Raw genomic sequence first — 14,146 nt, 5'->3', positions numbered from 1 at the left:
CGCAGGCAGAAGGGAGCGTAGATGGACAGCATCGATGTGGTGGTGATCGGGGGTGGCCAGTCCGGCTTGGCAGCCGGCTACTTCCTGCGCCGGAGCGGGCTGTCCTATGTGATTCTTGATGCGGAGGCAGCTCCCGGCGGTGCCTGGCAGCATGCGTGGGAGTCGTTGCACTTGTTCTCGCCCGCAGGCTGGAGCTCGATTCCCGGCTGGCCGATGCCGGTCAGCCGCGCGCCCTACCCCGCCAAGACGGAAGTGATCAACTACCTGGCCCGCTACGAAGACAAGTACGCGCTGCCGGTGTTGCGCCCCGTGTGGGTGCAGCGCATCAGCCGCTCAGGCGATCAATTGCTGGTAGAGGCAGATGACGGCCGGCAGTGGCAAGCGCGTGCGGTAATCAGCGCCACCGGTACCTGGCGTCATCCTTACAGACCTGCGTTCGACGGGTTGAACACATTTGCTGGTATGCAGCTGCACTCGGCCTACTATCGCACCCCCGAACCCTTTGCCGGACTGCGCGTGGCCATCATCGGAGGCGGCAACTCCGGCGCGCAGATTCTGGCCGAGGTATCCAAGGTCGCCCAAGCCATTTGGATCACCCAGCAGGAGCCGGCGTTCCTGGGTGACGATGTCGATGGGCGCGTGCTGTTCGAACGCGCCACAGAGAAATGGAGAGCGCAGCAGGAAGGCCGCGAGCCGAATTTGCCGCAGGGCGGTTTCGGCGACATCGTCATGGTGCCGCCGGTGGTGGACGCGCGTCAACGCGGCGTGCTTGCCTCCATAAGGCCGCCGGCCCGTTTCACCCCCACAGGTATGCAACGGCCAGATGGCAGCGAGCGCCCCATTGATGCCGTGATCTGGTGCACCGGCTTCCGGCCGGCGTTGTCATACTTGGAAGGGCTGGGCTTGGTCAACGCGCATGGTCAGATCAACGTGGACGACTCCAAGGTTCGCTCTGTCGCAGAGCCATTGGTCTGGCTGTTGGGCTACGGCGACTGGAACGGTACCGCATCAGCCACGCTGATCGGCGTCACCCGCTACGCGCGCGAAGCTGTTAGGCAGATCAGCGACTACCTCCGATCCTCAGCTTCGTCCACACCCGGTGACTGAGCCGCGCCGCCGTCGGCCAGCCCCCGCACTTGTGACTGCAAGGTCATGCGGTCTAAAGCTTCAGGTTTAAGTGCAAGCAACAATGCCAGGCGATGTTGAAGCTGATGGAGTGCAGTCAGGAAAGCCTTGTGGACCTGTTCCTCGCTACCGTGCATCGCTGCCGGGTCAGGGATGCCCCAGTGGGCCGTGACGGGGTGGCCAGGCCACACAGGACATGCTTCGCCCGCTGCGCGATCGCAAACTGTCACGATCAAATCCATGTGTGGTGCATCGGCGCCTGCAAAGACCTCCCAAGGCTTACTGGAAAGATTGGCAGTCTCAAATCCAATCTCCTCCAGCACCTGCAGGGCTATGGGGTGGACTTCGCCTTTGGGATGACTTCCGGCGCTAAAAGCACGTAGGCGCTCGCGGCCAAGATGGTTAGCAAGAGCCTCGGCAAGAATGCTGCGCGCTGAGTTACCTGTGCAGAGGAACAGAACATTGAGCTTGCGCATGCCATCAAAACCATTTATCTGGAATAGTCGAATTATTTCCCAGAGATGTGTCTGTTCAATGACGATCCAGGTTCTGCGATGGGCTGGCCCTGCTCTATGTTGATCCTGCAAGTGCAGGAAGCGGCGCGTCCATACTTGCAATGGGGCACAGGCCTTCCCCTACTCACGGCCCGCACGCCGTGCCGAATAAGCGCCGATTGCCCTTTCGAGCAGTTCGTTCGCAAATTCCTCATCTGGTCGGGGTTTCAATCGCTCGGAGATGGCTGCTCTCAATGGATCCATCCATTCGGCGTCACGCCGCCGTAATGAAACGTGTCGAGACACCCAGCTTCCTGCAGAACCGGAACCTGGCTCTTCAGGCTCTGCCGTTGGCTCTAAGAGATCTGACATCTGGGCCCGCTCGCACGAGTTGTGGCTAGCCTACGGCCGAATGCAGGTCCCAGCAAACGCGACCGCAGTCCCCGCTATGGCCCTGCCAACCTAAAGCCCGGCAGCAGCCAAGAGCTCGGACGGCTTGATCCCTAGCCCATTTGCGAGCCGGACCAGGGTCCCTATAGTGATGTTCTTCTCGCCTCGCTCAATTGCACTGTAGTAGGCGCGATGCATTGAAATTGCGTCGGCGAAGCGCTCTTGGCTCGAGCCGGTGGCTAGGCGGCTTGTTCGAATGGCTGCCCCAAGTTGGAGCGCTAGATTCTCTTCCTGCATGGGCACAGGATTGGCGTTGAGCTACTTCTATAGCTACCACCCTAAAGGTAGACTACTTATAGGTATCAGCTGACAAAGCCATGGCGCTGCTTCTAATTGATCCCGATTACGACCTCCTGCTTGACCTAGGCGCCCCAGTTGGTGTGCTTGAGTCCGTACAAGAGCAGTGGCTGCGGCTGGCCCATGACCCGGAACGTGAAGAGTTTGCAGCTCGGATTGCGGCTCGCCTTTTGCCAGTTCTATCAGACTGCCTCGACTGGGACCTGAAGCCACCCACTTCCGCACAAGTAAGCTATGCCGTGTCGCTTGCGAGGAAGTTAAACCTGGAGATACCGGCCAAGGTTCTCCAGCGCCGCAGCGACATGGGCGCTTTTTTGGACGCTAACGCAAATCTGATCCTAGGTTCGAAGCGTACGCGCGGTCGCCTTAAACCCCCGAAATCCGCATAAAATTGGTATCGCACGCACTCTCGTCCAGAGGAGAAACGAACTCAAATGAGACTCAATGCTCACGCTGATTAGACACGCGCAAAGCACCGCAAATGCTGGCTTTGCAACGCATGATCCTGCGACCATTCCTCTGACGCCGGCGGGGCATTTGCACGCGAAACAATTGGCGCGATCAGCGTTCCCCTCTCCAGTAGGGGCAGTCTGGAGCTCACCTTACTTGCGGGCAGTCCAAACGGCGACCCCTACTGCAGAGCGGTACGGGCTGACTGTCCAGGAGCTCCCCATCCAAGAGTTCACCTATCTTTGCCCGGCTCGCTGTGCGGGGACGACTGCAGGCGAGCGGATGCAGTGGGTCGAAGACTACTGGAGCCGCAGCGATCCGAACTACATAGATGGGCCCGGTGCGGAGTCATTCTCAATGCTCGTCAGGCGTACGCGTGACGCTCTTTGTCTGCTTGAAGCCGGAAGGAGTGCCGGGCATACCCTCGCCTTCAGTCACGGTCAGTTCCTGCAGATGATCTTTTGGCTGCATGTGTACAAGGGCGCCCCTGTTTCGAAAACTGGAATGCGAGGTTTTCGCGCTTTAGACCTGCGGACACCGATCCGCCACTGCGAGGGGCTCAGCGTGCACCCGGCTTCACCCACTCTCGCTGCTACCGTTTTGCGATGGCCATGAAGGAGCGACGCCCGTACCGTCGGCAAGGACTCATTACGTTAAGGGTCAAACCTGCCTAAGCGTCCGAAACGCAAGGATGAGTGTGCCGTCTCGGTTGCAGATCCCCCCAGACCTATTTCACGAAGTCGTTATATTCCATCACACCAGTCCACGTACTCCATCATCGCCTTCCGGTCGCAGCTTTGGAATTGGACCAGCAGGCAAAGACGCGACGCAGCGAGTGGCTGCTGGGAACCGAGCGGCGGCAACCCGGCACTGCTCAGCAACACGCGCAGCAGACGCACCAAGCTGTTGGGAAGGAGGTCTTACGCGCTAGTCGTACCACACTAGTTGAGCGGTCCAGTTCGGTCACTGGCGCGTGGTGGCCTCCACCGAGGTCGGCTGGCGCAGAGTCGACAGGATCGTGCACTCCGCCCGCTGACCACCATGGCAACTAGCAATCACCCGTTCCAACTCGCTGGCCATGCGCTGCAGATCGGCCATGCGGGCGCGCACGTCGGCCAGATGGCTGCGGGCCAGCCGATCCACGTCCCCGCACGAAAGCTCCTCATCGCCGGCCAACTGCAGCAGGCTGCGGACCTCTTCCAGGCTGAAGCCCAGATCCCGGCCACGCGCAATGAAGCGCAGCCGCTCGATGTCGGCCGGTCCATAGACCCGGTAGCCATTGCCCGAGCGCCCCGGGCGCGGCAGCAAGCCGATCCGCTCGTAGTAGCGGATGGTCTCCAGATGGCACCCGCTGGCGTCGGCAGCTTCACTGATTTTCATTCGTAGTACGCTTGACTCCGTAGTAGCTACGGACTTTACCCTCACCGGCTGTGTCATGCCAGCGGCCCGCCCGGGCCCGGCTTCCCTGCGAATGGAGATGTTCCGATGAGTGATTGCGGCTGCCACCACGAGGCCAAGAATGCGCAGGAGCGGCGCGTCCTCTGGATCGCCCTAGCGTTGAACGCGGCGATGGCCGTGATCGGCGGCATCGCCGGCTGGGTTGCTCATTCCACCGGTCTGCTGGCCGACGCCCTGGACATGCTGTCCGACGCCACCGCTTATGCCATCGGCCTGGTCGCCATCGGGCGCACGGCCCGCTTCAAGGCGAACGCAGCCTGGGTCAGCGGCAGCGTGCTGCTGGTGCTGGGCGTGGGTGTGCTGCTGGAGGTCGGCCGTCGCGTGATGTACGGCGCCGAGCCGGTTAGTGGCTGGATGATCGGCACCGCCCTGCTGTCGCTGGTGGTCAATATGACCGTCCTGCGCATGCTGGCGCCGCTCAAATCCGGTGAAGTGCACCTGCGGGCGACCTGGCTGTTCACCCGCGCCGATGTGGTCGCCAATGTTGGCGTGATTCTGGCCGGCCTGCTGGTGTGGTGGCTGGCCAGCCCGTACCCAGATTTCGTGATCGGCGCCCTGATCGGCCTGTATGTGATCAAGGAGTCCTTCGAGATCTTGGGTGATGCCCGCCGGGCACGTGCCGACGCGAGCAAGACGGCTGCATGACCAGGCTTGGCCGGCTGGGTTCTGGCCTGCGCTGGCTCTTGCTGGCGCACTTGGCCGTGGGTCTGGTGGCGCAGCCGGTGCTGGCACTGGTCGGCGAGCTACATGTTCAAACCCATCTGGCCACTGCCGACCGCGGCCCGGCAGTGTCGCCGCCAGCTGCCGAGCGTGGCGTAGACGTCGCCCTGCACCGGCTTCAGCAGCTGGTGCTGTGTTGCGGCCAAGCCGTGCCGGCCCCTGAGATGCTGCTGGCCGTGGCGGACATCGGTCGGTACTTGCACGAGGTGGACGCCGATACGCCCCGGTATCCGCCCGCGCACCTGATCGCGCCATTCCGACCGCCGATCGCAGGGTGAGGTCGGCCGGCATGCGCCGGCGCCCTGTCGATATCGAGAACCTTCGGAGTACTTCCATGCATGTGCGATTGGCGGCTATAGCCGCATGGCTGCTGTTGGGCGGCGCGGTGACGACGCCGGCGGCGGCGGCCGAATTGATGACTTTGGACGACGCGTTCGCGCGTGTGGCCCAAACCCACCCCGAGCTGCGCCTGGTGGATGCGCGGGCCACCGTGCTCGCTGCCGAGCGCGATCAGGCCATGCAGCGCCCACCGTGGACGGTCGGTGCCGAGGTCGAAAATGCATTGGGCACGGGCGTGGCCCGTGGTCTGGACAGCGCCGAGCTGACCTTGAGCCTGAGCTCAGTCCTGGAGCGCGGCGGCAAGCTCGATGCGCGCCGAACCCTTGCCCAAAGCCGGATTGATGCGCTGGCCGTGCAGCGGGAGACCGGTCGGCTGGACCTGCTCGCCGAGACGGCGCAGCGCTATCTGGCCGTCGTTGGCGCCGACCGTCAACGACGGCTGGCGGACGTGGATGTCGGCCAGCGCCAGCGGACCGTGGCGGCCGCCCGGCAGCGCCTGCAGGCCGGTGCTTCGCCCGAATCGGTGGTACTCACCGCGCAGGCAGCGCTGGCGCGGGCCGAGCTGACCCGTGATCGGGCCGATCAGCAGCGAATCGCCGCCCGTCAGCATCTGGCCGCACTGTGGGGCGAACGTGCTCCCAACTTCGAGGTGGCTGCGGCCGATCCCATGGCCTTGCCGGCGATCGCGTCCATGCAGACGCTGGCCGAGGAACTGGAGCGGACTCCGGAGCTGGCGCAGTTTGCCGACGCCCGTCGGATCGCGCAGGCGCGACTGCAACTGGCGCGTTCGGCGGCCTCGCCAGACCTGTCCTGGCAGCTCGGTGTGCGCCGCCTGCAGGAGTCCGACGACACCGCGCTGGTGGCCAGCGTGTCCATGCCACTGGGCAGCCGCGGCCGCGCACAGCCGGAGATTCGCGCCGGCGAAGCCGAGCTGGAGGTGCTGACGATCGAGCGCGAGGCCAAGGGCCTGTCGCTGTACTCCACGCTGGTCGAGGCCCATGGCCGTTACACCGTGGCGCAGGCCGAAGTGGCGCGGCTGCAAGGAGACGTACTGCCGAAGCTGGCCCGGGCCGAGCAGGCTGCCGAGCGCGCCTATCGCGCCGGCGCGATCAGCTATCTGGAATGGGCACAGCTGCAGTCCGAACGCACGGCCATGGCCCAGCAGCAGCTGGACGTGGCGCTCGATGCGCAGCGCGCCCTGATCGAAATTCAACGACTGACCGGCCAGGCGCTTGTCACGCCGCCGGCGGCCGCTTCCACCGGAGAGACCCCATGAATCGCTTTTTCTGGACCGCACTGGGCATGGCCCTGATGCTGGCCGCCTGCAACGCGTCGACCCCCAACGAAGCCTCCGAGGGCGGCGCCGCCGCTGAGGGCGAAGAGCACGGCGAGCACGAGGAAGCGCCGCTGGAAACCAAGATTGCCGCCAAAGCTGCGCAGGCGGCGGGTATCCAGGTCGCGCCGGCGGGTCCAGGTGAGATTGCTGACGAGCATGAGGTACAAGGGCTGCTCACCCCGATCGATGGGCGCATCGCGCAGGTCACTGCACGCTTCCCCGGACCGGTCCGCTCTGTGCGAGCCGGCGTGGGTGATCAGGTGCGTGCCGGCCAGGCCCTGGCCACCGTGGAGAGCAACCTGAGCCTGACCACCTATACCGTCACCGCGCCAATCAGCGGCGTGGTGATGGCGCGTACGGCCGCCGTGGGCATGGCGGCGGCTGAGGGCGCGCCACTGTTCGAGGTCGCCGATCTGTCCACCCTGTGGGTGGACCTGCACATCTTCGGGGCCGACGTCCAGCACATCGGTGCCGGCGTGCCGGTGACAGTCACCCGCTTGAGCGATGGCGTCACGGCGCAGACCACCTTGGAGCGCGTCCTGCCAGGCACCGCCACCGCCAGCCAAAGCACCATTGCGCGCGCCACCTTGGCCAACACCGATGGCCTGTGGCGTCCGGGTTCGGCGGTCAAGGCGCGGGTCACCGTGGATCGTCAATCGGCGGCGTTGGTCGTGCCGATCACCGCGTTGCAGTCCGCAGAAGATCAGGACGTGGTCTACGTGCAGCAGGGAGAGACCTACCACACCCGGTCGGTCAAGCTGGGGCGCCGCGACGCTGAGCGCGCCGAAGTGCTGGAAGGGCTCAAGGCCGGTGAACAGGTGGTGGTGGCCCAGAGCTTCCTGATCAAGGCCGACATCGAAAAATCCACCGTCGAAGAAGACCATTGAGGCCCGCCATGCTCGAACGCCTCATTGGGCTGTCCATCCGCCATCGCTGGCTGACGCTGGTGCTCACCGCTGCGTTGGTTGCGCTGGGCGTGTGGAGCTACCGTCACCTCTCAATCGACGCCACGCCGGACATCACCAACGTCCAGGTCCAGATCAACACCCAGGCCCCGGGCTACTCGCCGTTGGAGGCCGAGCAACGGGTGACCTTCGCCATCGAAACGGCCATGGCCGGCCTGCCCAAGTTGGACTATAGCCGCTCGCTGTCGCGCTACGGGCTCTCCCAGGTCACCGTCGTGTTCAAGGACGGCACCGACCTGTACTTTGCCCGCCAGCAGGTCGCCGAACGGCTACAGCAGATCGCCTCCCAGCTGCCCGAAGGATTGGATCCGGAGATGGGCCCCATCTCCACCGGGCTGGGCGAGATCTTCATGTACACCGTGGAGGCCGAGCCCGACGCTCGCAAGCCTGACGGCACACCCTACACGGCCACGGACCTGCGCACCCTGCAGGACTGGGTGATCCGGCCGCAGCTGCGCACCACACCCGGCGTCACCGAGGTCAACACCATCGGCGGCTTCGAGCGGCAGATCCACATCACCCCCGATCCGGCCCAGCTGGTGGCGCTGGGCTTCACGTTGAACGACGTGGTCGCGGCGGTCATGCGCAACAACCAGAACATTGGCGCCGGCTACATCGAGCGCAATGGACAGCAGTTCCTCGTGCGCGTTCCCGGCCAGCTGGCCAATGTGGAGGCGATCGGCAACATCGTGCTGGACCGCCGCGATGGCGTGCCCATCCGGGTGCGCGACGTCGCCGGCGTCGGCGAAGGTAAGGAGCTTCGCACCGGCGCGGCCACCCAGAACGGCCATGAGGTCGTAGTCGGTACCGCCTTCATGCTATTCGGCGCCAACAGTCGAGAGGTATCCCAAGCCGCAGCGGCCAAGCTGGACGCCGCCAACGCCAGCTTGCCCCCGGGCGTGCATGCCAAGGCCGTCTATGACCGCACCGCGCTGGTGGACCGCACCATTGGCACGGTATCCAAGAACCTGATCGAGGGCGCGCTGCTGGTGGTGGTGGTGCTGTTCCTGCTGCTGGGCAATGTGCGCGCCTCGTTGATCACTGCGGCGGTGATTCCGCTGGCGATGCTGTTCACCATCATCGGCATGGTGCGTGGCGGCGTATCGGGCAACCTGATGAGTCTGGGTGCGCTGGACTTCGGCCTGATCGTGGACGGGGCGGTGATCATCATTGAGAACTGTCTGCGCCGGTTCGGGGAGGCGCAGCACGCGCTGGGCCGCCAGCTCAACGATGAAGAGCGCTATGACCTGACCGCCTCGGCCACCGCCGAGGTGATCCGTCCCAGCCTGTTTGGCCTGGGCATCATCGCCGCGGTCTACCTGCCGATCTTCGCGCTATCCGGGGTGGAGGGAAAAATGTTCCACCCGATGGCGATCACGGTAGTGCTGGCCCTGACCGGTGCCATGGTGTTGTCGCTGACCTTCGTGCCGGCGGCGATTGCCACCTTCCTGCGCGGCCGCGGGGCCGAGCACGACAACCGCCTCATGCGCTGGTCGCGCGCCCGCTACACGCCGCTACTGGATTGGGCGCTGCGTCGGAGGGTCGTGGTGCTGACAGGCGCGGCCGTGCTGGTGGTGGGCTGTGGCGTGCTGGCCACCCGCTTGGGTTCGGAGTTCGTGCCGAGCCTGGATGAGGGCGATATCACCTTGCAGCCCATGCGTATTCCCGGCACCAGCCTGGAACAGTCGGTGGCTATGCAGGAAACGCTGGAGAAGCGCCTGGCCCAGTTCCCGGAGGTGGCCAACATCTTCTCCAAGATCGGCACCGCCGAGGTGGCCACCGACCCGATGCCGCCGTCGATGGCCGACACCTTTCTGATGCTCAAGCCCCGCGACCAGTGGCCCGATCCGCGCAAGCCCAAGGCCGAGCTGGTGGAAGAGCTGGAGGCGGCGGCCAAGGAAATTCCGGGCAGCAACTACGAGTTTACCCAGCCCATCCAGATGCGCACCAACGAATTGATCTCCGGCGTCCGTTCGGACGTGGCGGTCAAGGTCTACGGCGACAACCTGGACCAGCTGACGCGCCTGGCCAGCCGGGTCGAGCGGGTCATGCGCAGCGTCCCCGGCGCCGAAGACGTCAAGGCCGAGCAGGTCTCGGGCCTGCCGCTGTTGACCATCACGCCAGATCCGGCGGCATTGGCACGGTATGGCCTGAACCCGGGCGATGTGCAGGAAACGGTGGCCACCGCCATTGGGGGCAGTGTCGCCGGCCAGTTGATCGAGGGCGACCGACGCTTCGACTTGGTCGTGCGCCTGCCCGAATCGCAGCGGCAAGACCCGGCCGTGCTGGCAGATCTGCCCATTCCGCTGCCGGCAAGCACCAGTGTCGATGAGTCCAGCCGTCTAGCCGCCGACGCCAATGGCGGGCCTCGTACGGTGCCACTGCGGGAAGTGGCGAAGATCCAGGTGGAACGCGGGCCCAATCAGATCAATCGCGAAAACGGTAAGCGGCGCGTGGTGATTACCGCCAACGTGCGCGAGCGCGATCTGGGTGGGTTCGTCGGCGAGCTGCGCACGCGCATCGGCCAGGATGTCACGCTTCCTGAGGGCTACTGGATCGACTACGGCGGCACCTTCGAGCAGCTGATCTCGGCCGCCCAACGCCTGGGGGTGGTTGTTCCGGTAACACTGGCGTTGATCTTCGCCCTGCTGTTCATGGCCTTCGGTTCGGCCAAGGATGCGACCATCGTGTTCAGTGGTGTGCCACTGGCGCTGACCGGCGGTGTGCTGGCACTGGCTCTACGCGGGATTCCGCTGTCGATCTCGGCCGGCGTGGGCTTCATCGCACTGTCGGGCGTGGCCGTACTCAACGGCCTGGTCATGATCGCGTTCATTCGCCGCTTGCGCGAACAGGGTGACCCGCTGGACGACGCTGTGCGCGACGGCGCCCTTGGACGCCTGCGGCCGGTGCTGATGACCGCCCTGGTAGCCTCGCTGGGCTTCCTGCCCATGGCCTTGAATGTCGGCGCCGGCTCGGAGGTGCAGCGCCCGCTGGCCACTGTCGTCATCGGGGGGATCGTCTCATCCACCGCATTGACCTTGTTGGTGCTGCCGGTGCTCTATCGTTGGCTACATCGCGACCGAGCTCCCCGCGCCGGTAGCACTGCTTTGGAGTCTTCGACACCATGAACGAGATCAACCTGGAACAGGTCCGCGCGGCGATGTTTACCGACCCTGGTGTGAAGGCGGTGGACGATCTACGCCTGGTGTCCGGTAATGAACATGGCCGTGCGATCGCGGCCACTATCACGGTCGCTGCGCCCTCGGTCGACCTGGACCTGGTGCACGCGGTGACCGCCCGCGTGCTGGCCGATCAGTTCGGTATCGATCAGGTCATGCTGTCCTTCAACGACCCCGGGCCGGTGCCGCCGCCGCCCACCGCCGCACCCTTAAAGAAGATGTGATCGCCGCCGGTGCCTCTATGCGTCTGCGTTGGCAGGCGCATAGAGCTGATGACCCGGCAACGCGCATGCGCCGGCATACACAAAGGCCACGCTTTGCCGCGCCCTGGTGAAGGCTACGTAGTATTTCGGTGGCGCGGTGATACGCGCTGCATCGGCCGTGCGCAGGTACTGCGTCAACGGCCCGTTGGGGAAGATCAGGACCCGGCTATAAGTGCGGCCCTTGCACTGCCCGAAGTTCACGGCGGGTAGTCCGTCGCACGCCTGCCGCCGGTCATGGCGGAGCACGGTGGGACCAAACTCCTGCATGTACGCCGCCACATCCCCTGGAGCGACGAGATAGATGCCATCGTGCCCGGTGACCTCGCCATTGCCTGATTGGGTCCGGGGCATCTGCGGATAGAGCGTGTCAGCCATATCGCACAGGGCCTGGACGCAGCGCAGACTGACGAGGCGGTGATCGAGCTGACATAGGCCGTCCGCCTCCCAAATCCGAAACAGCGCTGCCATGTTCGGCCCACGATATTGGCTGTGCCTTGGCGCGTAGTTGGTCGCGTACGTGGCTTGGCGCGTGTCACCTACCAACATGATGGCAATCTCGCTCTTCAACAGCCGTTCGACCAGATCCAGATCAAAGCCGGCCAAGTCCTGGACCTCGTCGATGTAGAGCTCGTCGTACATGGCCTCCAGGCGTGCCAGGACCTGACCTTGGGTCAGCTCATCGCATCGCACAGCAAAGTCGGCCGCCCGGTCTGAATACATCCGGTTGCCTGCCAGGTAGTGGCGCGCCACCTGAGTACGTGGGGCGCGGTTGTTGGTGACACCTTCTACGAACAGAATGGTCTCGATGCGAGGCTCAGGACACAGTGCCGCCTGGTACGGGCGAATGCACTGGCGCAGCAGGAAGCCATACCAGCTGTGCAAGGTGACATGCGCGGGGACCGCGCCCGCGTGGACCTCAAACGAACTCCGGATCTCTTCTAGATTTTCCAGCGTGTAGGTGACAATCGCGATGCGTCGCCCAGGCCGCTCCAGGGCCTGCCGGACCAGCAACGTGGTCTTGCCCGAGCCGGCCGCCGAGAGCAGTACCCGGTTAGGTGATGGCACGCTGGACATAGTCCGGGAACCTGATCGAGTGCGGGCTATTGAAAATCGCCAAGGCCGTATCGGTCTTATGGCCCTTCATGTACTTGAGCAGCGCCACCTCATCGGCAAACGTCTTGCCCAGCACGGTATTGAGTTCGGCCAGCGAGTTGGCTTTGATCAGCTGCTCTTCCAGCGATGGGGCGCTCTCGTCGGAATCGTAATAGATCGCGTTGATGTGCTCGGCATAGCGCTCTTGCACAACTGCGATATCACCGTCGTTGTCGGTGATCACCTTGGCCTGGATTCTCAGCCGATCTGCAATCTGCAAGAAGCGCTTGAATGCCAGCGACTTGACCGAAATGATGTCTACGCCGCGAGCCATCGGCGCCACGCCATGGTGGTCGCTGTAGGCGCGCTGCACAACCAGTTCGTCGGAAGGGCCTTCCACCAGGATCGCCTGCTTGGCCAGGATCAACCGCAGCGTGTCGTGGCCCGGCAGCTTCATGAAATAGTCGTGGGTATCGCTCGGCAGCTGGTCCAGCTTCATCTGGCCCTGCGCGCTGAACAGGATTACATTGTCCACGCCCAGCTTGTTCAACACGAAGCTGCTGTGGGTGGCGATGATCACCTGCTGGGCGGTGGAGAGGGCCGCAATCTTGTCGATCAGCTGGGTCATGCTGGAATAGGACAGATGGTTCTCCGGCTCCTCGATCAGCAGTACGTGGGCCGCGCCGGCCGCGTGCATCGCCAGTTTCATCTTCACCGCGCTTTGCTCGCCCTTGCCGGCCTGGGTGAAGGGGAGCTCATCCAAGTACGGTGACAAGCTGGTTTCCCACGTTGAGCGCGGCGATGTGTCCACACCAACCGTCAGCGCCCGGTGGCTGATGTCCCCGGTGTGCTCGGTCAGGTACGCATTGATGGCCGCCACGTCCGCTTCTTCGGAAAAACTCTGTCGCATGCGGCGGAAGCTCAACGACAGCGAGACGCGCTGTGCAGGCGTCAGTGCCTGTTCGATGATGCCGGCGATATAGCGATCGGCACCGGACAGCGTCTTGATGCCGTGCGTGTCGATGATGGTCGAGTCGAACGGAATACTGCGGGCGGTGACGCCATTGTTGGCGAAGGAATACCAGCGCACCGTGTAGTACTCCACCGGCAGGCTGACCGCACCCTGGTGCTGCTGCAGGTAGGCGTTGAACTCCTCGCGGTAGTCGTCGTTGAGCTCGACCAGCAGCCGGATGCCGGCGGTATCCAGGCGCAGGGAGTTGTTGGTGCCGCGCAACGACGCCAGCGCGGCGTCTGCGCCCAGGTAGGCTTCGATGGAGATCCGTGGCGGCGAGGCCGGCGTGCCTGCAGCAAGGGTCGCCAAATATTCCTGCACCGTGGGCTGGTGGAACAGGTAGGGCGTGAGCTCGTAGGCGAGATTGCGCCCATGCAGTTGCCCGGTGACCACCGCGTGGATGGCCTCCAGCAGGGTGGACTTACCGACCTCGTTGTCCCCCACCACCAAGTTCATGTGGGCGTTGAGGGGCAGGTCCAGATGGCGAAACGACTTGAAGTTGTCGATGACGATACGTTCAATCGGCATGCACAGTCCTTTGCGGCCAGATGTTCGGCGACGAACCCGCACGTCGAAGTGGGCGGCTCGTTGTTCAGAGCGATACTATCTGATCTCTGAACCGCGTAGTGTCGCCCCTGTGCAGGGGGCTTTTATCACCGCAATTCGTGCAACACCCCCTAGGCACTGTTGCGTTCAGGTGTTGCGCGCTAAACCACCGACTGCGCAACACTACGGCGATCAAGTGCGTCGCAACGGCAAAAGATCCCGAGGCCGCCGAAAGTTCATTGAATACGGTGGTTTAGCGACGCAACAAATGGGTGTTTATACCAAGATTGCGAAATCGGATCGGGGCCGCTCTGGCGAGGTTCGCAGGCTCTCCCTGGCGCTGGATCCGCCTCTGGATCGACTCGTGCTTCCCTGCCCGGTCACCGGGCAAGGATGAGCTAGAGGCATGACGGCGATGGA

General features: G+C 64.0%; 14 protein-coding genes. 9 read left to right on the top strand and 5 right to left on the bottom strand.

What is annotated here, in order from left to right; translation table 11 throughout:
• Positions 1–21: 21 nt before the first annotated feature.
• Positions 22–1,107, top strand: coding sequence for an ArsO family NAD(P)H-dependent flavin-containing monooxygenase (locus ACE026_RS02335; RefSeq protein ID WP_301868547.1), 1,086 nt, complete (start codon positions 22–24; stop codon positions 1,105–1,107).
• On the opposite strand, the gene ACE026_RS02330 is transcribed toward ACE026_RS02335, so the two are convergent.
• Positions 1,068–1,601, bottom strand: coding sequence for an arsenate reductase ArsC (locus ACE026_RS02330; RefSeq protein ID WP_301868545.1), 534 nt, complete (start codon positions 1,599–1,601; stop codon positions 1,068–1,070). The genes ACE026_RS02335 and ACE026_RS02330 overlap by 40 nt on opposite strands.
• A gap of 480 nt (positions 1,602–2,081) precedes the next feature.
• Entirely contained in the window at positions 2,082–2,306 is a 225-nt protein-coding gene (locus ACE026_RS02325) for a helix-turn-helix domain-containing protein (RefSeq protein WP_313218389.1), read from the bottom strand.
• Between the two features lie 80 nt (positions 2,307–2,386).
• Here ACE026_RS02325 and ACE026_RS02320 point away from each other — a divergent pair, with 80 nt between their 5' ends.
• A complete protein-coding gene (locus ACE026_RS02320) occupies positions 2,387–2,755 on the top strand; it encodes a hypothetical protein (protein ID WP_301868542.1) in 369 nt (122 codons plus the stop codon).
• 55 nt (positions 2,756–2,810) lie between these two features.
• Positions 2,811–3,431 (top strand): histidine phosphatase family protein, encoded by a 621-nt coding sequence (locus ACE026_RS02315; RefSeq protein WP_406846283.1) that lies wholly within the window; start codon positions 2,811–2,813, stop codon positions 3,429–3,431.
• Positions 3,432–3,779: 348 nt separating this feature from the next.
• Here ACE026_RS02315 and ACE026_RS02310 read toward each other — a convergent pair whose 3' ends face one another.
• On the bottom strand, positions 3,780–4,196 hold the full coding sequence (locus ACE026_RS02310) for a MerR family transcriptional regulator (protein ID WP_301868541.1): 417 nt from the start codon (positions 4,194–4,196) through the stop codon (positions 3,780–3,782).
• Between the two features lie 105 nt (positions 4,197–4,301).
• Here ACE026_RS02310 and ACE026_RS02305 point away from each other — a divergent pair, with 105 nt between their 5' ends.
• Genes ACE026_RS02305 through ACE026_RS02280 form a run of 6 tightly spaced genes read left to right on the top strand, consistent with a single transcriptional unit; the run spans position 4,302 to position 11,037 of the window.
• Complete coding sequence (locus ACE026_RS02305; protein WP_301868540.1) at positions 4,302–4,919, top strand: cation efflux transmembrane domain-containing protein; 618 nt, start codon at positions 4,302–4,304, stop codon at positions 4,917–4,919.
• On the top strand, positions 4,916–5,272 hold the full coding sequence (locus ACE026_RS02300; RefSeq protein ID WP_301868539.1) for a hypothetical protein: 357 nt from the start codon (positions 4,916–4,918) through the stop codon (positions 5,270–5,272). The genes ACE026_RS02305 and ACE026_RS02300 overlap by 4 nt, the downstream gene beginning before the upstream one ends.
• A 56-nt stretch (positions 5,273–5,328) precedes the next feature.
• Complete coding sequence (locus tag ACE026_RS02295; protein ID WP_301868577.1) at positions 5,329–6,609, top strand: TolC family protein; 1,281 nt, start codon at positions 5,329–5,331, stop codon at positions 6,607–6,609.
• Positions 6,606–7,556 carry an efflux RND transporter periplasmic adaptor subunit gene (locus ACE026_RS02290; RefSeq protein ID WP_301868537.1) on the top strand — a complete coding sequence of 317 codons (951 nt, stop codon included), beginning with the start codon at positions 6,606–6,608 and terminating at the stop codon, positions 7,554–7,556. The genes ACE026_RS02295 and ACE026_RS02290 overlap by 4 nt, the downstream gene beginning before the upstream one ends.
• 8 nt (positions 7,557–7,564) lie before the next feature.
• Positions 7,565–10,762, top strand: a complete 3,198-nt coding sequence (locus tag ACE026_RS02285) for an efflux RND transporter permease subunit (RefSeq protein ID WP_486037582.1) — start codon at positions 7,565–7,567, stop codon at positions 10,760–10,762.
• Positions 10,759–11,037: a hypothetical protein gene (locus tag ACE026_RS02280; protein ID WP_301868535.1), complete on the top strand. Its 279-nt coding sequence runs from the start codon at positions 10,759–10,761 to the stop codon at positions 11,035–11,037. The genes ACE026_RS02285 and ACE026_RS02280 overlap by 4 nt, the downstream gene beginning before the upstream one ends.
• Before the next feature lie 15 nt (positions 11,038–11,052).
• Here the strand turns inward: ACE026_RS02280 and ACE026_RS02275 are convergent, their stop codons facing one another.
• Both ACE026_RS02275 and ACE026_RS02270 read right to left on the bottom strand, forming a co-directional pair.
• Positions 11,053–12,150, bottom strand: coding sequence for a UvrD-helicase domain-containing protein (locus ACE026_RS02275; protein ID WP_486037581.1), 1,098 nt, complete (start codon positions 12,148–12,150; stop codon positions 11,053–11,055).
• Entirely contained in the window at positions 12,128–13,708 is a 1,581-nt protein-coding gene (locus ACE026_RS02270; RefSeq protein ID WP_301868533.1) for an ATP-dependent nuclease, read from the bottom strand. Before ACE026_RS02270 ends, ACE026_RS02275 begins: the two co-directional genes overlap by 23 nt.
• Between the last annotated feature and the right edge of the window lie 438 nt (positions 13,709–14,146).

This window comes from Stenotrophomonas sp. AGC87, assembly GCF_057333975.1.
This window is presented reverse-complemented; position numbering and strand designations above follow the sequence as displayed.